The following is an 18,581-nucleotide window of genomic DNA, read 5'->3' as shown; positions in this document are numbered from 1 at the left end:
CAGGGCGAGATCGCGGCCGCGGTCGTCGCCGGCGGCCTCTCCCTGGAAGACGGCGCCCGCGTCGTCGCCCTGCGCTCCAAGGCCCTGCGCGTCCTCTCCGGCGGCGGAGGCATGGCCTCCCTCGGCGTCCCCGAGGCCAGGGCCGAGGAACTGCTCGCGCCGTGGAACGGCCGCATCTCCGTCGCGGCGGCCAACGGGCCCTCCTCGACCGTGGTCGCCGGACAGCCCGAAGCCCTGGACGAGCTCCTCGCCCACTGCGAGGCCACCAACGTCTGGGCACGCCGCATCCCCGTCGACTACGCCTCCCACTCCGCCCACGTCGACCAGATCCAGGACACCCTCGCCCGCGAGCTGAAGGACCTCCGCCCGCAGTCGGGCCACATCGCCTTCCACTCCACCGTCACCGGCGCCGCACTCGACACCACCGAACTGGACGGCGCGTACTGGTTCCGGAACCTGCGCAGCAAGGTCCGCCTCGCCGAGGTCATCGAACACCTCACCGCCCCCGACATCGTCTTCATCGAGGTCAGCGCCCACCCCGTCCTCGTCTCCGGCATCATCGAGACCATCGGCGACACCGGCGCCGTCGTCGGCACCCTCCACCGCAACACAGGCGAACTCACACGCTTCGTCCAGTCCGCCGCCGAAGCCTGGTCCCACGGCGTCACCATCGACTGGTCCACGTTGCTCGCCCCTTACGACGCCCGTACCGTCGAACTGCCCTCCTACCCCTTCCAGCGCGGGCACTACTGGCTCCTGAACGAGTCCGCCGCCGCTCCGCGCGTCGCCGCGCAGCCGGTGCCCCGAGCCGACGAACAGGTCGGCCTGTCGGGTGTCCGCATGCCGTCGTCGCCGCTCGCGCAGGCGCAGTTCGCTCCGCGGCTCGACCCGGTGGCGCACCCCTGCCTGGGCGACTTCGTGGTCGGCGGGCGGCCGGTGGTCAGCGCCGGTGTGCTCGTCGAGTCGGTGATCGAGGCGGTGACCGAGCTCTCCGGGACCGGACCGGTCAGCGTGGAGGAGCTCGAACTCCCCGTCGACCTCGTGCTCGAACCGGTCGGCGCCGACCGGTCGGCCGGCGCCGAGCGCGCCGCCCAGATCGTCCTGGACGCGGACCGGTTCCGCTACTACGCCCAGGACGCGGCGGGCGGCTGGCAGCTGCACGCGCAGGGCCGGGCCGCGGCCGGTGCGCCGGCCGCGCCCACGGTGACGCTCGCCCCGGTCGGTTCGGGCCGCGAGCTGACCGGCGACGAGCTGTACCGGATGCTGTGGCAGCGCGCCCTGTACCTGGGCTCCGCGGCCCGCTGGGTGGAGCGGATCAGGCTCGGCCGGGGCGAGGCCACGGCCGAGATCCGGTCCGCGCTGCCCGGCGAGGCCGAGCCGTACCTGATCCACCCGGGGCTGGTCGACGCCATGTTCCAGACGGCGCTGGCCTGTTTCCCCGCCGACGGCCCGGCCCTGGTGCCGGCCGGTCTCGACCGCTTCGTGCACTACGACCGTGGTGGCGCCCGGGACGGGCTCCGCTGTCACGCCGAACTGTTCGACGGCGGTACGCGGGCGCGTGTCCGGCTCCTCACCGCGCAGGGCCGGCTCGTCGCCGAGGCCGACGGCGTGCGCTTCGTCCCGGCCCTGGACCGTCCGGCCGCCGAGCCCGCCGCCCTCCGGGCGCCCGCGGCCGCCTCCGTACCGCCCGTCGTGTCCGCGCCGCGGCGGCCGGTCGCGGTCCCGACGCCGCCGGACCCGAGCCCGATGCCCCCGGCTCCGGCTCCGGCCGCAGCGCCCGCGACGGTACGCGCCCGCGTGACGCGTACGGTCGCCCAGGCGCTCGGCACCGTGGCGGCCCGGCTCGACACCGGGCAGTCCTTGCAGGCGCTCGGCCTCGACTCGCTGATCGCGATGAAGATCCGGACCGCCCTCGACCGGGAGTTCGACGTCCTGCTGCCGATGACGGCGTTCCTGAACGGCCGCAGCACGGAGGACATCGCCGGGGACGTACTCGAAGCCCTCTGCGCCGACAGCTCCGACAGCTCCGACAGCTCCGACAGCTCCGAAACCGAAGCGGAGGCCCCGCGGAGCGCCCCCGCCGACGACGACGCGGAGCGCTACGAGCCCTTCGGTCTCACCGATCTCCAGCAGGCGTACCTCGTGGGCCGTGGTGACGCCTTCGAACTCGGCAACACCTCCACGTACTTCCAGATCGAGATCGACCTGGAGAACGTGGACCTGCGCCGGCTCGGCGCGTCCTTCCGGGCGATGGTCGAGCGGCACGACATGCTGCGGGCCGTCTTCACCGCCGAGGGCGAGCAGCGCGTCCAGCGGGAGGTCCCGGCTTATGTGATCGGTGAGACCGACGTGTCCGCGCTGGCTCCCGACGAGCGGGAGGCCGCGCTGACCGCCGTCCACGAGGAGATGCGGCACCAGGTCTTCGACACCGCCCGCTGGCCGCTGTTCGACGTGCGGGTGACCCGCATCGACGAGCGGACGATCCGGCTGCACGCCGGCTTCGACGCCCTGATCATCGACGGTTTCAGCACGTCGATCCTGTTCAGGGAGTGGGCCGCGCACTACCGCGGCGAGGAGCTGCCGGAGCTGGAGCTGCGCTACCGCGACTACGTCCGGCAGGCGCGCGAGCTGGAGGGCGGGCCCGAGTACGACCGGGCGCTCGCCTACTGGCGGGACAGGATCGACACCCTGCCGGCCGCACCGCAGCTGCCGCTGGCCGTGGCTCCGTCGAGCCTGGACCGGCCGGTGTTCAACCACCGTGGCGCGACGCTCCCGAAGGAGGAGTGGACGCGCTTCAAGGAGCACGCCGCGGCGGCCGGGGTCAGCCCGTCCGCGGCGCTGTGCACGGCGTACTCGCAGGTGATCGCGGAGTGGAGCGCCACCCCCGACTTCTCCCTGAACCTGCTGTACTTCAACCGGCTTCCGCTGCATCCGCAGGTCGGCGACGTCATCGGCAACTTCTCCACCACGCTGATGCTGGAGATCCGCGACTCGGCCGAGGACACGTTCGCCACCCGGGCGAGCGAGGTGCAGGCCCGGCTGTGGAGCGACATGGAGCACAGCCAGGTCAGCGGTGTGCAGGTGCTGAGGGAGCTGAACCGGGCCCGTGGCGCGTCGGTGCGGGCCGCGGCGCCGGTCGTCTTCACGAGCCTGGTGAACTTCGCGGGGCAGCAGGACAGCGAGGAGCGCGGGGTCGTGCAGTACCTCGCGGGGATCGGTGAGAACGGCCGTCAGGTGAGCAGTTCGGTCCGGACCCCGCAGGTGTGGCTTGACCACCAGGCGGTCGAGGAGGCCGGTGAGCTCGTCCTGAACTGGGACGTGATCGAGGAGCTGTTCCCTGCGGGCTGCGTGGACGCCATGTTCGCCGCGTACCAGCGGATGCTGCACGAGCTGTGCCGGGACCCGGAGGCCTGGCAGCGGCCCCGGCCCGCGCTCGTACCGGCGGCCGATCTCGAGGTACGGGCCGAGGCCAATGCCACCGACGGGCCCGTGCCCGACGGTCTGCTGCACGACGCGGTGCTCGCCCAGGCCGAGGCCACGCCCGACGCGCCGGCCGTCATCTCGGGGGCGCTGACCCTGACGTACGGGGAGCTCGACCGCAGGTCCAACCGGGTGGGGCACGCGCTGCGCGCCCAGGGGGCCGGCCCCGGCGACCTGGTGGCGATCGTCATGGACAAGGGCTGGGAGCAGGTCGTCGCGGCGCTCGGCATCCTGCGGTCGGGGGCGGCGTACGTCCCGATCGACGCCCGGGTGCCCGTCGAGCGGCTGCACGTGCTGCTCGACAGTGCCGGGATCAGCCGGGTCGTCACCCAGCCGTGGGTGGAGGACACGGCGGACTGGCCGGAGGGTGTGGCCAGGACCGTGGTGCGGGCGGACGACCCGGGTGAGGACAGCCCGCTGGGCGAGTCCGGTGCCAAGCCGGGCGACCTCGCCTACGTGATCTTCACGTCGGGTTCCACGGGTCTGCCGAAGGGCGTGATGATCGAGCACGGTGCCGCGCTGAACACGGTGGTCGACGTCAACGAGCGGTACGGCGTCACCGCGGCCGACCGGGCCCTCGGACTGTCCGCGATGCACTTCGACCTGTCGGTGTACGACGTCTTCGGACTGCTCTCGGTGGGCGGCGCCCTGGTGCTGCCCGAACCGGCGGCGCACCGTGAGCCCGCCCGCTGGGCGGAGCTCGTCGCCGAGCACGGGGTGACGATCTGGAACAGCGTGCCCGCGCTGATGGAGATGTTCACCGAACACGCCCTGTCGAACGGGCTCACCGGGCTGCCGGTGCGGCTCGTCATGATGAGCGGTGACTGGATACCGGTGTCGCTGCCCGGACGGATCCGGCTGCTGCTGCCGGACGCCGAGCTGTGGAGCCTCGGCGGCGCCACGGAGGCGTCGATCTGGTCGATCCTGCACCCCATCGGCGAGGTGTCGGACGACTGCGTGAGCATCCCGTACGGCAAGGCGATGCGTAACCAGCGCTTCCACGTCCTGGACGGCGCGCTGCGGCCCTGCCCCGTGTGGGTGCCGGGCGACCTCTACATCGCGGGCGTCGGTCTGGCCCGCGGCTATCTGAACGACGAGGCCAAGACCCGCGCCGCGTTCCTGCACCACCCGGACACCGGCGAGCGGCTCTACCGCACCGGCGACATGGGGCGCTTCCTGCCGGACGGCACCATCGAGTTCCTCGGCCGGCTCGACTCCCAGGTGAAGATCCAGGGCTACCGGATCGAGCTGGGCGAGGTCGAGGCCGGGCTCACCCAGTGCGAGGGCGTGCGGTCCGCCGCGGTCGTCGCGGCGGGGGAGCAGCACGGGCCCAAGCGGCTCATCGCGTACGTCGTCCTCGACGAGGGCCGCGAGGACACCGAGGAGCAGATCACCGAGGCGCTGCGCCGGGTCGTCCCGTCCCACCTGGTGCCGCAGCGGGTCCTCGTCCTGGACGAGCTGCCGCTGAGCGACAACGGGAAGGTGAACCGGGCGGCCCTGCCCGCGCCCGACGAGGTCGCCGTGGAGGGCGCCGGGTTCGTGCCACCGCGCGACGAGGTGGAGCGCCGGCTCGCGGAGATCTGGGCGGAGTTCTTCGGCGTGAGCGAGATCGGGGTGACCGCGAGCTTCTTCGACCTCGGCGGTGACTCGCTGCTCGCGGTCCGGCTGATGGCCAGGATCGCCCGCGGTCTCGGCCGCAGCCTGCCGCTGTCCACGCTCTTCGCCCGGCCGACGATCGAGCTGCTGGCCCGGGCGGTGCGGGAGGCCGACGGCGGCGAGACCGGCCGCGAGGCGCTGGTGCCGGTGCGCACCGGTGGTTCGCGGACTCCCCTGGTGTTCGTCCACCCGGTCGGCGGTGACGTGCTCTGTTACGCGGAGCTCGCCGAACTCCTCGGCGAGGAGCAGCCGTTCTACGCGCTTCAGCTGCCGGACACGGAGCTGGACAGCGTGGAGGCGATGGCCGCCCACTACGTCACGACGCTCCGTGAGGCGCTGCCGGACGGTCCGTACCGGCTCGGCGGCTGGTCGATGGGCGGCGTGATCGCCCTGGAGATGGCGGCCCAGCTCACCGCGGCGGGCGCCGAGGTGGAGCTGCTCACCGTGATCGACCTGATGGTGGAGCCCGGACCGGCGGAGGGGGCGCCCGTCTCCGACGAGCAGCTGCTGTCCTGGTTCGCCCGGGACCTGGCGGGGCTCGCCGGGGTCGACTGGGAGCTGCCGCCCGAGGCCTTCGACGGCCGACCGCCGGTGGAGGTCCTGTACGCCGCGGCGCGGGGAGCGGGGGCGCTGTCCGAGGACATCGACCTCGACACGCTCAGCGCCATCGTCGGCCGGTTCCGGAACAACTACCGGGCCCTGCTGCGCCACGCGCCCAGCGGTTTCGCCGGACGGGTCGTGTCGCTGCGTGCCGCGGACGGCGGTGCGACGGTCGAGACCGCGAACCGCTGGATGCGGTACTTCCCCGGTGACGCCCGCCTCGTCGACGTACCCGGCGACCACTACACGGTGATGCGCGGCGAGCGGCTGCGCGTCCTGGCCGGCGAGCTGCGCCGGGCCCTCGACGCGCACTGACCCGACCGGCCGGGCCGCCGCGCCGGCGGCCCGGCCGGTCCACCCCGGACCGGTCTCCTGTCCGGTCCGGCCCCGGACCGCGCGGGGCCGATCCACTCGATGCACCCCGGACCCGTCCCGCGATTCCGCGGGCTCCAGGTCCACGAAGTGAGGACATTCGGTATGGGAAGAGATCAGGCCGCCCCGACGAGGCGGCCGGCGGGCACGCTGCCGGCGACCGTGCCGGTCGCCGTCATCGGGGCGGGTCAGTCCGGCCTCGCCGCCGCATACTGCCTGCGGCAGGCCGGGGTCGGGTGTGTGGTGCTCGACGCCGGGAGCGAGGTGGGCGAGACCTGGGCGCGGCGCTGGGACTCGCTGAAGCTGTTCACGTCCGCGCAGTTCTCCGGCCTTCCCGGGCTGCCGTTCCCCGGCGAGGGCGCGCACTACCCCGGCAAGGAGGAGGTGGTGGCGTATCTGCGGGAGTACGCCCAGCGGTTCGCACTCCCGGTGCTGACCGACCACCGTGTGCTGTCTCTGCGCCAGGACGGCGACGGCTATGTGGTGACCACCGCGCACGGCGCGTGCCGGGCCGGGCAGGTCGTGATCGCGACCGGCGCGTTCGGCGCGGCGCGGGTTCCGGACTTCGCGGCCGGGCTGAGCCCGGACGTGCCGACGCTGCACACCAGCGAGTACCGGGGCGCCGGGCAGGTGCCGCCGGGGACGGTGGTGGTCGTGGGTGACGGCAACTCCGGCCGGCAGATCGCCGCCGAGCTGTCCGAGACGCACAGCGTGGTGCTCAGCTGCAGCGAGGCCGTCTCGCCGCCGCTGCCGCAGACGGTCGTCGGGCGGGACATGTTCTGGTGGATGAGCGTCCTCGGTGTGATGAGCCTGCCGGTGAACATGCAGGCACCCGACCCGATCGTCGGCGACCGGGTGCCCGAGCTCGTCGCGGCGGGCCGGATGCGCACGGTCGGCCGGGTCACCGGCGCCGAGGGCGCCGAGCTGCTCGTCGCGGACGGCGAACGCGTGAAGCCGTCGGCGGTGATCTGGGCGACCGGCTACCGCACCGACTGGAGCTGGCTCGACCCGCGGATGCTGGACGAGGAAGGGCAGCCCCGGCACACCGAGGGCACCGGGGTGCTGCCCGGCAGCCACTACCTGGGGCTGTACCGGATGCGTACCCGCGGCTCGGCGCTGATCGGCTTCGTCGGCCGGGACGCCGAACGCGCGGTGGCGGCGATCACCGCAGGCCCTCAGGGCCCCACGACCGACTCCCCCACGGCAGAAGGCGAGCCGTCATGACCACCGTCGCTTCCACCACCGAACTCGACGTCCTGGGCGCCCTTCTGGCGTTCGACTTCATCGGGTTCGCGCAGAAGTCCGCCGCCCTCGACCCCACCGAGCCTCAGTACGGGCGGGCGGTCGGCGCCGCCTTCGGGATCGCGGCCCGTCGCCGCTTCCCGCAGGGCGCGACGGCTGAGGAGGTAGACGGGTACGTCGGGGAGTTCCTCGGCTCCCTGGAGGCCGGCGCGGAGGACTTCGACCCGTCGGCCCTCGCCCGTCTCGTCGCCGACGGCCTGGACGCGGACGCGGAGCGGGACGATGCGGACCCGGACCCCGAGCGGACGATGCAGGCGCGTCTCGTCCTGACCCTCCGGTGGGTGCGGGAGCTGGGTCTCGGCCCTGACGGGCAGCGGGAGTTGCTGGCGGAGGCGGAAGGTCTCCTCGCGGCCTGAGAGGTGCGGGAGGCGGCGCTCCGGGTGGTCCGGGGCGCCGCCCTTCGCGCTCAGTCCCCGGACGCCCCGGGCTCGCCCGGCGTCCAGACGTCCAGCGCGCCGTCCCCGTACAGGGCGCGCACGGCCCGCTTGTCGTACTTGCCGACGCTGGTCTTGGGCACGGCGTCCACGAAGGACCACCGCTCCGGGATCCACCAGCGGGCCACCCGTCCGGCCAGGAACGCGCGCAGCTCGTCCCCGCCGGTCCCTGCGCCGGGCACCAGCGAGACGCAGGCCAGGGGCCGTTCCTCCCAACGCGGGTCGGGCACGCCGACGACGACGGCCTCCAGGACGGCGGGGTGCTCGATGATGGCGTTCTCGAGCTCGATGGTGGAGATCCACTCGCCGCCGCTCTTGATGCCGTCCTTGAGCCGGTCGCTGACCACGACCCAGCCGCCCGGTTCGATCACGCCGAGGTCGCCGGTGCGGAGCCAGCCGTCGTGGAACTTCTCCGGGGAGTCCTCGGTGTTGAAGTACGAGCCGGTGACCCACGGTCCGCGGAGTTCGAGTTCGCCCACCGAGGTGCCGTCCCAGGGCTGTTCGCTGCCGTCCTCCGCGATCAGGCGCACCTCGACGAAGGGCATCACGCGGCCGCTCTTGGCCAGCCAGTCGACCTCGTCCTCGTCGGGGGTGTCGTGCGGGGGGACGGCGAAGGTGGCGAGGGGGCTGGTCTCGGTCAGTCCCCAGCCCTGCTTGAGGCGGACCCCGTAGCGGTCCTTGAGCGTCTTGAGCAGGGCGCGCGGCGGGGTCGCGCCGCCGCAGCCGGCGAGGCGTACGGCGCTCAGGTCGAGCGGGTGCTGTTCGCCGTGGTGGACCAGGCTGTTCCAGATCGTGCAGATCGCGGCGACCGCGGTGGGCCGCTCCTCGTTGATGATCCGGGCGAGGTCGGGGGTGTGCAGCTGCCGGCCGTTCATGATCAGGTCGGAGCCGGCGAGCCAGGCGGCGTACGGCCAGCCCCAGGCGTTGGCGTGGAACATGGGGACGATCGGCAGCACGCGGTCGCCGTCGTGCATCGCGAATCCGGCGCCGGCGGAGACGCCGAGCGTGTGCAGGGTGATCGAGCGGTGGCTGTAGGCGACGCCCTTGGGGTTGCCGGTGGTGCCCGTGGTGTAGCAGAGCGCGGCCGCTTCCCGTTCGTCCAGGTCGGGCCAGGTGAAGCCGGGCCGCTCGGCCGCGAGGAGCTCGTCCCAGCGGTGGACGGCGATGTGCGGGGGCAGTTCGGGGTCCGGCGCTTCGCCGATGACGACGACGTGGCGGACGCCGGCGAGCCGGTCCCGGAGGGGTTCGAGCATGTCCAGGAGGGTCGCGTCGACGAGGAGGACGGTGTCCTCGGCGTGCTCGACGATGTAGCCCAACTGGTCGGGGTGGAGGCGGAGGTTGAGGGTGTGGAGCACCGCGCCCATGCTGGGTACGGCGAGGTAGGCCACGAGGTGTTCGGGCGTGTTCCAGGCGAGGGTGGCGACCCGTTCGCCGAGTTGTACGCCGAGCCGGGCGAGGGCGGCGGCGAGCTGCTCGGCCTGGCGGGCGATGTCGGCGAAGGACTGTGAGGACCGGGCGGCCGGCCCGTCGGAACATCGGATCACCCGGCTCTCCCCGTAGACGCGCTGCCCGTGCGCGAGGATGTCGCGGACCAGCAGCTCGCGGTCCTGCATCGTGCTCTTCATGGTGCGGCCCCTTGGAAGTGCGCGGTGGACAGGACGTGATCAGCCGAGGTACTGGATGTCCCCCAGCAGGGAGCTGCTGACGTGGTCGTGGTCCAGGAGGTTGACGCGGGCGTTCATCGTGCCGCTGCCGACCGCGAACTCGTAGGTGCCGGAGCCACCGATGATCTTGAAGGTGCCGGTCGGGTAGACCATGGTGTCCGAGGTCAGCGGGGCGGTGAGCGCGTAGCTGATGTTGAGCCGGTCGCCGTCGGGCTCCGTCATCGTCGCCGTCCCCCTGATGTCGTACTTGCCGGGGATGGTCGCGGTGCACACCACCTCCTTCTGGGCCCACGTGGCGGTGGTGACCGGTTTGCCGGTGGAGGTGCCCGTCCCGGTCACGTTGTAGCCGTTGCAGCCCACGGTGTCGGGGTGCGTGGTGGCGACCACCGCGAAGTTGCTGGTGATCTCGACGGTGGGAAGGTACGTCCCGGCGGTGACCGCCGTGGTGCCGGTCTCGGCGGCGACGGTGACGCCGGCCGTGCCGCCGGCGATCAGTACGGCTCCGGCCACGACACCCGCCATGCGGGCGGACCAGTGACGGGCGACTCTTGCCATGTTCTCCCCCGAACGTGTCAGCTCATGCCCAACTACGCCCTGCAGAAGGGCTGTTGGGCACAGCTTCCCCGATCGGGGACCTGCCGTCGAGACGTTCGACAGGCGCGTCGCGGGCAGAGAGGCGGAGCCGGCCTCGACGGTGTCGAAGCCGGCCCCCATGGCGCCGTACGCGCCCTTGCGCGCTGGATCAGATCTGCCAGCGGAAGCCCATGGAGCCGTCCAGGGAAGCGGTGACGTGGTCCTTGTCCAGCAGATTGACGGTGGCGTTCATCTTGCCGCCGCCGACGGCCTCGTCGAAGCTGCCGTCGCCGCCGGTGATCGTGAAGGTGCCGGACGGGTAGACCATGGCGTCCGAGGTCACCGGAGCGTTGAGGTGGTAGGTGAAGTAGAGGTGCGAGCCGTCGGCCTGAGTGATCGTCACCTTGCCGTTGATGTCCCACTGGCCGGGCACGGTCGCGGTGCAGGCGTCCTCGGTCTGCGACCAGGTGGCGGTGCCGGCGACCCGGTTGCCGGTGAAGGTCCCCGAGCCGACCACCTTGTAGCCGTTACAGCCCACGGTGTCGGGATGCGTGCTCGTGGTCACCCCGTAGTTGCCCGTACCGGTGAACGCGCTCGCCCCGGGAGGCGGCGTGGTGGCCGCGCTGGAGACACCGGTCGTGGCGCCGAGGATCAGCGCCGCTCCGGCCATCGCGCCGGCTATACGCCCGGACCGACGAAGAGCAAGTGTTGCCATGATTCCCCCCGCAATTGTCAGTTCTTGTCGAACTGGGCCCACTTGTAGGCCCGTTGGCGACAGTTTCCATGATCGGGGGCCGTTCCGTCGAGGCATTCAGGCCAGTGTTTCCGGAATGCGGTGATGCATTTCCTGATGACGGACACCCCACCGACCACGGAGGGCGGGACCCGGTTGACCGGCGCGGCGCCTGTTGTCAGAGTGGACAACAAGATATTGTCCACTCTGACAACAGGGAAGGGCCCATGCCCGCTGCACGACGCCGCCGTACCCCGGACCAGGCGCGCGCCGAGATCCTGGACGCCGCCACCGAGCTCATCGCGCGGCACGGACCCGACGGCGTGGGGCTGCGCCGGGTCGCGGAGGCCGCCGGGGTGACCCACGGGCTCGTCACCCACTACTTCGGGACCTACCGGGCGCTGGTGCGGGCCGTCCTCGAGCGCGAGAACGAGCGCAAGCGGGAGCTCGTACGGGAGCGCATGCGGGCCGACGGCAGCGTGCCGTACGCGGCCGGCATGACCGAGGTGCTCTTCGAGATCCTCGCCGACGAGCGTTACGTCCGGCTGTGGACGTGGTCCCAGCTCCACGGCTGGGAGGACGAGACGGCCCCGGACTCCCCCACGAACCTCTCCCGCCTGGTCGACGCGATCGAGGAAGGCGTCCGCTCGGTCCTTCCCCCGCCCGAGGGTCCCGACCGGGCGCGGATCGAGATGGTCGTCCTGCTCGCCATGTCCAGCGCGTACGGCTACGCCCTCGGCCGGCGCTACTGGCTCGCCGACCTGGGCCACGACCCCGACGAGCCGGGGCGCGACGCCGCCTATCGCACCGCACTCTCTTCCGTCCTCGCCGCCCACCTCGGAGGGTTGACATGAACCGGAACGACCTGGACATCCTCGCCTCGGACCGCGAGCGCTTCGACGCCGAGGAACGGCTGCGGGCCGCCGTCGAGAACGGCCGGCTGCCGCTGGCGGACCTCACGCCCCGGCTCGACGAGGTGCACGCCTCACGCACCCGGGGCGACCTGGAGGAAGCCTGCCGCGGTCTGCCGCCGCCGGGCCCGCGGGACTCGCTCGTGGTGGACCGGCCCCCGACCTCGCGCGGCTTCGTCGCGGGCGTCTTCGGCGGCTTCGAGCGCAAGGGCGCCTGGGTCGTGCCACCCCGGATGACGCTCTGGTCGATGTGGGGCGGCGGAAGGATCGACCTGTCCGAGGCGCGCTTCAGCAGCCAGGACACCGAGATCCGCGCCGTCGCCCTGTGGGGCGGCACCAGGATCGTCGTCCCGGAGGACATCGAGGTCGAGGTGCGGGGTCTCGGACTCTTCGGCGTCTTCGACAAGCGCGCCGCCCGGCGCATCGGCGAGCCGGGCACACCCCGGGTGGTGATCAAGGGCCTGGCCCTCTTCGGCGCGGTCGTCACCCGCAACAAGAAGTAGCGGCGGGGGTCACGGCGGGATCGCCTCGATCGTGTCCCTCAAGCGGTGCAGCACCTCACGGAGTCGCCCCACGGGCGGCGTGGCCAGCGCGAGGCGCAGCGCCCGCGGCCGGTGGGGCCCGGTGGCGAAGGCGTCCGCGGTGGACACGAGGATCCCCGCCCCGGCGAGCGCGGCGGCGACGTGGTCGGGGCGCTGGTGCGGCTCCAGGCCGAGCCACACCGTGTACGCGCTCGGATGTGCCGTGACGTCCATGCCGGCGAGCGCGGCGCGGGCGATGCCCTGCCGGGCGGCCGCGTCCTCGCGGCGGTCGCGCTCCAGGCGCGTCACCGTGCCGTCGGAGAGCCAGCCGGTGGCGAGCGCGGTGACGAGCCCCGGGGCTCCCCGGGCCGCCGCGCGCAGGCTCCGGGTGACCGGCTCCACATGGCGGCCGGGCAGTACGGCGAAGCCGAAGCGCAGGCCGGGTGCCACGTTCTTCGACAGGCCGGCCACGTAGCAGGTGCGTTCGGGCGCGAGGGCCCGCAGCGGCGGGGGCGGCGACGGGTCGAGGAACGCGTAGGTGCCGTCCTCGACGATCAGGCAGTCCCGCGTCCCGGCGACGGCGACGAGCCGGTCGCGCGCCTCCCGGTCCAGGACCCAGCCGAGCGGGTTGTGCACGGTCGGCATCGTGTAGACCGCGCGGACGGGCCGGTCCCGGCACAGCCGGTCCAGGGCGTCCAGGTCGGGGCCGGTCGCCGTGACCGGGACGGGGGCCAGTTCGAGGCCGTGCGCCGAGGCGAGGAGCTTGATGCCCGGGTAGCCGAGCGCGTCGACGGCGAGGACGTCACCGGGCCGGGTGAGGGCGCGCAGGACGACGTCCAGCGCCTGCTGGGTCCCGCCCGTCAGCACGACGTCCTGGGGTGCGGTGTCGATCCCCCGGTCGAGGAGGTACGTGGCCACGGCCGCCCGGTCGCTGCGGCGTCCGCCCGGCGGGTGCTGGTACAGCAGCGCCTCGGCGTCACCCGTGGCCGCCAGCGCGCGCAGGGCCTGCCGCAGCAGGGCCTCCTGCCCGGCGGCCAGCGGCTGGTTGAACGACAGGTCCGCCACCCGGGGCACGGGCAGCGCGCGCGAGGGTTCGAGCCCGTCGTAGCCGGCCTGCTCACGCACGAACGTGCCTCGGCCCGTCTCCCCCACGACCAGCCCCATGGCGGCGAGTTCGGCGTAGACCCGGGTGGCGGTGGCCAGCGCGATCCGCCGCTCGCGCGCGAGGGCGCGGTGCGTCGGGAGCCGGCTGCCCGCCGGAAGGGTGCCGGAGCGGATGGCGGCGGCGAACTCGTCGACGACGGCTTTGTAGGACGGCGGTCGCATGCGGGGCACCTGCGGGGACGGAGAAGGGACGGGACTCGTCTCGACTTGTATCCAGGACAATAGATGGATCGTCCTGGATCGCGGCTCCTAGCCTCGGTGCGTCCGCACTCAGCGAAACGGAGCACCGGCATGACGGTCCGCACCGAGCGGGACGACCACGTCGTCACGATCACCCTCGCCAGGGAACACAAGCTCAACGCCCTCGACCACCCGACGATCGACGCGCTGCTCGCCGAACTGGACCGCGTCGAGGCCGACGACCGCGTCCGGGCCGTCGTCCTGACCGGCGCCGGGCACAGGGCGTTCAGCGCGGGTGCGGACATCCCTTCCCTCGCCGGCAGCATCGAGGGCGGTCCCGAGCGGGCCCTGCGGGAGTTCGTCCGCCGGGGCCACGCGCTGACCCGGCGGATCGAGGAGTTCCCCAAGCCGTTGATCGTGGCGGTCAACGGCCTTGCGTACGGCGGTGGTTGCGAGATCACCGAGGCCGCGCCGCTCGCGATCGCCGCCGAGCACGCGAGCTTCGCGAAGCCCGAGATCGCCCTCGGGTTCCCGCCGCCCTTCGGTGGCTCCCAGCGGCTTCCGCGCCATGTCGGCCGCAAGCGCGGCCTGGAGATGATCCTGACCGGCGATCCGATCCCGGCGGCCCGAGCGGCCGAGATCGGCCTCGTCAACAGCGTCGTACCGGCCGATGAACTCCTCGCCGCCGCACATGACTTGGCCGGGCGTGTCATCCGGCACGCGCCGACGGCCGTCGCGGCCTGCCTGCGCGCGGTCACACGCGGCATCAACCTGCCCATCGACGAGGGCCTCGCGGTGGAGGCGGCCTGTTTCGCCGCCACCGTCCCCACGGACGGCGTACGGGACGGACTGCGGCGTTTCCTCGAACGGTGACGTCCCTCAGCGCACCCCCTCCCACAGGAGCCGTTCCTCCGCGCGCGGGTCGGCGACCGGGACGGGCTCGGGCGTGGCGCCGAAGGTCATCGTCGTGCGGTGCGCCCTGTCGTACGCCTGCCAGCCCGGGTTGCCCGTCTTCGCGAAGCGCACCCACGCCCCGTGCATCGCGTCCGCGAGGGCCTGGGGCGGTTCGGCGCCGAGCAGGGCCGCGTACGACGGGTCGTGGAGGCGGTCGAACACGAAGGGCAGTTCCAGGGCGTGGCAGGCGCCGAGGTCGCCGCCGAACTGCGGGGAGCGCCAGGCGAACTCGTAGAGGTACGAGCCGGGCACGGCCTCGGCGAGGCGGACGGCGGGGATCCGGTAGAACCAGTCCGTCGCCACCGCGTCGAGGAGCTCGCCCGGTGCGGCGTCCGGGCGGGCGGCCCGGTAGACGGGGAGGGCCACGGCCGGGTCGAGGCCGTAGCCCGCGGTCATCGCGTGGAGCGAGGACTCGGGGAAGACGTGCAGGCGCTGCGTGGGGACCAGGAACAGGCGGTACTCCTCGCGGTTGCTGCCGATGAGGAGGTCGACCTCGCAGTCCGCGCCGGGGAGCGTGAGCTCGTCCTGCACCGGCTCGAACGGCATCATGTCGAGGACGGCCTCGCCCCACCGCGCCGGGTCCGGATCGGCGCCCACTTCGGCACGCAACTCGGCCTGCGCCGGGAGGAGTTCCGACCACTTCACGGACTCGAAGGCCTCCGGGCTCGCGTCCTCGATCCCGAGTTTCTCCGCGAGGCGGGCCGCGATCAGCGCGGCCGACGACGGGCGCAGGAAGTGGTGGCAGGCGCCGCTCTGCAGGATGGCCCGGTGGAACAGCCCCCGGGCCGCTTCGGTGGTCAGGAGCGCGCCGATGCTCATCGCGCCCGCCGACTCGCCGAAGACGGTCACCCGGTCCGGGTCGCCGCCGAAGGAGGCGATGTTCTCGCGGATCCAGCGGAGTGCGGCGATCTGGTCGAGCAGGCCCCGGTTGTCGGGGCGGCCGGGGAGGCGCAGGAAGCCGTCGGCGCCCAGGCGGTAGTTGAGCGTGACGCAGACGACGCCGTCGCGGGCGAAGGCGCCTCCGTCGTATCCGGACGCCGAGCCGGAGCCGTTGGTGAACGCCCCTCCGTGCAGCCACACCATCACGGGCAGCTGGGCGCCGGGCCCGGGGGACGGGGTCCAGACGCTGAGGTTCAGACAGTCCTCTCCCGGGACGGCGTTCTCCGGGATGAGCGCGTCGAAGGGCGGCGCGTAGGGGGCGTGGGGCGCCGTCGGCCCGTGGGCGGTGGCGTCGCGCACGCCCGTCCACGGCTCGGGCGGGGCGGGGGCCCGGAACCGCAGGGCGCCGAAGGGCGGAGCGGCGTACGGGATGCCGAGGAAGGAGGTCACCCCGTCGGGGGAGGTCCGGCCGCGGACCTCCCCCTGGCGCGTACGGCAGACCGTCATGCCGACAGCACCTCGAGCAGCGCCTTGCCGAACTCCTCGGGGCGTTCGAGGTGGACGGCGTGCCCGGCGTCGGCCACGGCGACCTCCCGCACGCTCCCGCCGGCGGCCGCGTACCGGTCCAGGACGTGGCGGGTCTGCGCCAGCATCGGCTGCGCAGGGGTGCCGTCCCATCCGGGCACGGCGCCGAGGGCGCCCAGGTGGGCCAGGTCGAACAGGGAGGTGTCGGAGACGATGATGTCGTCCTCGCCCCTGATCCACAGGACGGGCGGCTTGGGGTCGACGAGGTGCAGGTCGTCGACGCGAAAGTGGTTCGGGGCCATGGAGTTGAGCACGCCGCGCGTACCGGGCGCGAAGCCGGGCCAGGCGGTGGACGGCTTGCTGTCGCCCGGGTAGTGGTCGTCGCCGAGGCGGGTGGCGAGCATGGCCTCGACGTACTCGTCCTCGTACTCGGGGCGGAGCGGCGGCTTCACGTAACAGGACGTCAGGACGGTGCGCGGCGAGGTCGGGGAGTCCTCGCCCCGGTCGCCCTCGGCGAGCCGCCGGACGAACTCCGGGTTGGCCGTGCCGCCGCCCGATCCGGCCCCGTCCGGGGAGTTGAGGGTGCCCTCCACGCCCTGCGTCCCGCCGAAGCCGTACGGGGAGACCGGGCTGACCAGGGTGAGGGAGCGCACGGCGGCCGGGTGGTCGCGCAGGAACTGCATGACCACGCCGCCGCCCATGGACCAGCCGACCAGGTGGGCCCGGTCGATGCCGAGGGCCGTGAGCAGTTCGGCGAGGTCGTCGGAGTGGTCCCGCAGGCCGCGGGTGGCGTCGACGGGCAGCGGGTCGCTGCCGCCGAAGCCGCGCAGGTCGACGGCGAGGGGGCGGTAGCGGTCCGGCAGCGTGGTGAGGGTGGAGTGCCAGAACGCGGAGGAGGAGACGTTGCCGTGGACGAAGACGACGGCTTCGCCCTCGGCCCTGGCCTCGGTGATCTGCTGGGTCAGTCGGCCGGTGGTGACACGGCGGGTGTGGAGCGAGGTCATGGCGTCGAGATCCTTGTCGCGTGTGATCGGCGCGTGTGCTGGTGTGCCGGGTGCTGGTGTGCCAGGCGCTGGTCGCGTGAGCTGATGTCGCGGGTGCCGGCGTCGCGGGTGCCGGTCGCGGGTGCCCGTCGCGGGTGCCCGTCGCGGGTGCCGGTCGCGGGTGCCGGTCGCGGGTGCTGGTCGCGGGTGCTGGTCGCGGGTGCTGGTCGCGGGTGATTCAGGAGAGCCAGGTGGCGACCTGGGCGGCGGCGGTGCTGTGCCAGCCGAGTTCCAGGTGGTTGGCGGCCGCGACGGTGGCCTTGCCGCCGACGGTGGGGATGCCGGTGGTGTCGAGGGCACTGGACACGAAGACGACGCCGTCGCTGGGTCCGCGGTTCTCGTTGAAGATGCCGACGATGTCGGCGGAGCCGCCGGCGAGGAGGTAGGTGGTGACCGAGGCGGGCACTCCGGCGCTGTGCAGCGGGGCGATCAGCGATCCGGCGTCGATGGCCGCCTGGATGCCGGTGCCGGCGGTGTAGAAGCCCTGGCCGCCGTAGTAGGTCGTGTACCAGTCCTGGGCGGCGCCGTCGACTCCGTACACGCCGTCCCAGCGGGCCAGCATCTGGCGCTGGCCGGGGTAGTTGTCCTGGCCGCCGGACGGTGTCATCGAGAACTCGGGGTGTGTGGTGTAGAGGCCGTAGCAGGTCATGTGGGAGTGCGGGGACGGTGCGTTGATCTTGCCTCCGCACTCCGGCCAGATGGAGAAGTCGTGGGCCCAGCCGTGGGCGTACGGGTAGTCGTAGCCGCCGTTGGGACCGCCGAGGGTGATCAGACGGCGGACGTCACCGGCGTACGCGCGCCCCCAGGAAGGCCTGAGGGAGGAGACGTACGCGCGGGTCGACATCTCGCCCTTGCTCCAGCCGACCAGGTCCACCTGGCTGACGCCCAGCTTCGCCTTGATGACGGCGATCGCGTCGCCGACGATCTGCGCCTGCATCAGGTTGTCGCCCTGCTTGTGCGCGAAGCCGACGGCGAAGACGCGGTGGCCCCGCTCGGAGAGGTACTGCATGAGCCCGGTGGACGGGCAGGAGGCGGCGCCGCAGCCGTAACCGCCCGATTCGCCGGGGTTGGCCCAGGCCCGGTCCGCGGTGTCGTTCGCCCCGTGCACGAGGAGGACGGGGGTGGTGCGGCTGCCGGTGTTCCAGCCCGGCGCCGAGTACAGCAGGAACCGGCCGGAGGACGGCCGGGAGACGCCGCCGAAGTACGTGACGCGCTTGCCGTCCTGGTCGCCGCGGCCGTCCGCGGGGAAGCCCTCGGTGCGGAAGCCGGTGGTCGTGTCGGCGTAGCGTTCGACCCGCTCCCAGCCGTTGGTGACGGTCCCGGCCCCGTAGCTCGCCTCCAGGGTGAGGTACGGAGGAGGCGTCGCGCCGCTCGCGGCGGCGGGCGACGCCACCACGGCGGCCGCGACGACCCCCACCACGGCCAGGACACGGGCTGCGCGCAGCCGCCACCGGCGTCCCGGACTCCGTCTGTCGGCCATGTTCCGGCCTCCCCGCTCGTGCGCCCGCGGCGCGTCCCCCCGGTGCCCGTCCTGGCATCGGATCCGCCCACGGTAGGCGGGCGGACAGACCACGGGGCATGTGGTCACGC

General features: G+C 73.1%; 13 protein-coding genes. 6 read left to right on the top strand and 7 right to left on the bottom strand.

Translation table 11 applies throughout. The features are described 5' to 3' along the window. From ABT041_RS10100 to ABT041_RS10090, 3 genes are all read left to right on the top strand, one after another. Positions 1-6,051, top strand: a 6,051-nt coding sequence (locus ABT041_RS10100; protein WP_351181954.1) for a non-ribosomal peptide synthetase, incomplete at its 5' end; no start/stop codon positions are given. 162 nt (positions 6,052-6,213) lie between these two features. Next, positions 6,214-7,332, top strand: a complete 1,119-nt coding sequence (locus tag ABT041_RS10095) for a flavin-containing monooxygenase (RefSeq protein WP_351181951.1) — start codon at positions 6,214-6,216, stop codon at positions 7,330-7,332. Further along, positions 7,329-7,766, top strand: coding sequence for a hypothetical protein (locus tag ABT041_RS10090; protein ID WP_351181948.1), 438 nt, complete (start codon positions 7,329-7,331; stop codon positions 7,764-7,766). The genes ABT041_RS10095 and ABT041_RS10090 overlap by 4 nt, the downstream gene beginning before the upstream one ends. A 50-nt stretch (positions 7,767-7,816) precedes the next feature. Here ABT041_RS10090 and ABT041_RS10085 read toward each other — a convergent pair whose 3' ends face one another. The 3 genes from ABT041_RS10085 to ABT041_RS10075 all read right to left on the bottom strand — a co-directional run bounded on the left by ABT041_RS10085 (position 7,817) and on the right by ABT041_RS10075 (position 10,751). Next, positions 7,817-9,469 (bottom strand): long-chain fatty acid--CoA ligase, encoded by a 1,653-nt coding sequence (locus ABT041_RS10085; RefSeq protein ID WP_351181945.1) that lies wholly within the window; start codon positions 9,467-9,469, stop codon positions 7,817-7,819. A gap of 39 nt (positions 9,470-9,508) precedes the next feature. Continuing rightward, positions 9,509-10,063, bottom strand: coding sequence for a hypothetical protein (locus ABT041_RS10080; RefSeq protein ID WP_351181942.1), 555 nt, complete (start codon positions 10,061-10,063; stop codon positions 9,509-9,511). Positions 10,064-10,250: 187 nt separating this feature from the next. Beyond that, positions 10,251-10,751 carry a hypothetical protein gene (locus tag ABT041_RS10075; RefSeq protein WP_351181939.1) on the bottom strand — a complete coding sequence of 167 codons (501 nt, stop codon included), beginning with the start codon at positions 10,749-10,751 and terminating at the stop codon, positions 10,251-10,253. 290 nt (positions 10,752-11,041) lie between these two features. On the opposite strand from ABT041_RS10075, the gene ABT041_RS10070 reads away from it, so the two are divergent. Both ABT041_RS10070 and ABT041_RS10065 read left to right on the top strand, forming a co-directional pair. Then, complete coding sequence (locus tag ABT041_RS10070) at positions 11,042-11,668, top strand: TetR/AcrR family transcriptional regulator (protein WP_351181936.1); 627 nt, start codon at positions 11,042-11,044, stop codon at positions 11,666-11,668. Further along, positions 11,665-12,228, top strand: a complete 564-nt coding sequence (locus ABT041_RS10065; RefSeq protein ID WP_351181933.1) for a DUF1707 SHOCT-like domain-containing protein — start codon at positions 11,665-11,667, stop codon at positions 12,226-12,228. The genes ABT041_RS10070 and ABT041_RS10065 overlap by 4 nt, the downstream gene beginning before the upstream one ends. A gap of 9 nt (positions 12,229-12,237) precedes the next feature. Here the strand turns inward: ABT041_RS10065 and ABT041_RS10060 are convergent, their stop codons facing one another. Further along, positions 12,238-13,572, bottom strand: a complete 1,335-nt coding sequence (locus ABT041_RS10060) for an aminotransferase-like domain-containing protein (RefSeq protein ID WP_351181930.1) — start codon at positions 13,570-13,572, stop codon at positions 12,238-12,240. 129 nt (positions 13,573-13,701) lie between these two features. Here ABT041_RS10060 and ABT041_RS10055 point away from each other — a divergent pair, with 129 nt between their 5' ends. Then, positions 13,702-14,463, top strand: a complete 762-nt coding sequence (locus ABT041_RS10055) for an enoyl-CoA hydratase-related protein (RefSeq protein WP_351181927.1) — start codon at positions 13,702-13,704, stop codon at positions 14,461-14,463. A gap of 6 nt (positions 14,464-14,469) precedes the next feature. Here the strand turns inward: ABT041_RS10055 and ABT041_RS10050 are convergent, their stop codons facing one another. The 3 genes from ABT041_RS10050 to ABT041_RS10040 all read right to left on the bottom strand — a co-directional run bounded on the left by ABT041_RS10050 (position 14,470) and on the right by ABT041_RS10040 (position 18,471). After that, entirely contained in the window at positions 14,470-15,930 is a 1,461-nt protein-coding gene (locus ABT041_RS10050; protein ID WP_351181924.1) for a carboxylesterase/lipase family protein, read from the bottom strand. Next, complete coding sequence (locus ABT041_RS10045) at positions 15,927-16,952, bottom strand: alpha/beta fold hydrolase (RefSeq protein ID WP_351181921.1); 1,026 nt, start codon at positions 16,950-16,952, stop codon at positions 15,927-15,929. The genes ABT041_RS10050 and ABT041_RS10045 overlap by 4 nt, the downstream gene beginning before the upstream one ends. A 217-nt stretch (positions 16,953-17,169) precedes the next feature. Further along, positions 17,170-18,471 (bottom strand): esterase/lipase family protein, encoded by a 1,302-nt coding sequence (locus ABT041_RS10040; RefSeq protein WP_351181918.1) that lies wholly within the window; start codon positions 18,469-18,471, stop codon positions 17,170-17,172. Positions 18,472-18,581 lie beyond the last annotated feature (110 nt).

It is taken from the genome of Streptomyces sp. NPDC002825 (assembly GCF_040295385.1).
Taxonomy (GTDB): Bacteria; Actinomycetota; Actinomycetes; order Streptomycetales; family Streptomycetaceae; genus Streptomyces.
This window is presented reverse-complemented; position numbering and strand designations above follow the sequence as displayed.

Excerpts from the sequence above, each read along its gene's own strand:
- ABT041_RS10095 (WP_351181951.1), top strand. The coding sequence starts at position 6,214 with ATGGGAAGAGATCAGGCCGCCCCGACGAGGCGGCCGGCGGGCACGCTG.
- ABT041_RS10090 (WP_351181948.1), top strand. The coding sequence starts at position 7,329 with ATGACCACCGTCGCTTCCACCACCGAACTCGACGTCCTGGGCGCCCTT.
- ABT041_RS10085 (WP_351181945.1), bottom strand. The coding sequence starts at position 9,469 with ATGAAGAGCACGATGCAGGACCGCGAGCTGCTGGTCCGCGACATCCTC.
- ABT041_RS10080 (WP_351181942.1), bottom strand. The coding sequence starts at position 10,063 with ATGGCAAGAGTCGCCCGTCACTGGTCCGCCCGCATGGCGGGTGTCGTG.
- ABT041_RS10075 (WP_351181939.1), bottom strand. The coding sequence starts at position 10,751 with ATGGCCGGAGCGGCGCTGATCCTCGGCGCCACGACCGGTGTCTCCAGC.
- ABT041_RS10070 (WP_351181936.1), top strand. The coding sequence starts at position 11,042 with ATGCCCGCTGCACGACGCCGCCGTACCCCGGACCAGGCGCGCGCCGAG.
- ABT041_RS10065 (WP_351181933.1), top strand. The coding sequence starts at position 11,665 with ATGAACCGGAACGACCTGGACATCCTCGCCTCGGACCGCGAGCGCTTC.
- ABT041_RS10060 (WP_351181930.1), bottom strand. The coding sequence starts at position 13,572 with ATGCGACCGCCGTCCTACAAAGCCGTCGTCGACGAGTTCGCCGCCGCC.
- ABT041_RS10055 (WP_351181927.1), top strand. The coding sequence starts at position 13,702 with ATGACGGTCCGCACCGAGCGGGACGACCACGTCGTCACGATCACCCTC.
- ABT041_RS10050 (WP_351181924.1), bottom strand. The coding sequence starts at position 15,930 with ATGACGGTCTGCCGTACGCGCCAGGGGGAGGTCCGCGGCCGGACCTCC.
- ABT041_RS10045 (WP_351181921.1), bottom strand. The coding sequence starts at position 16,952 with ATGACCTCGCTCCACACCCGCCGTGTCACCACCGGCCGACTGACCCAG.
- ABT041_RS10040 (WP_351181918.1), bottom strand. The coding sequence starts at position 18,471 with ATGGCCGACAGACGGAGTCCGGGACGCCGGTGGCGGCTGCGCGCAGCC.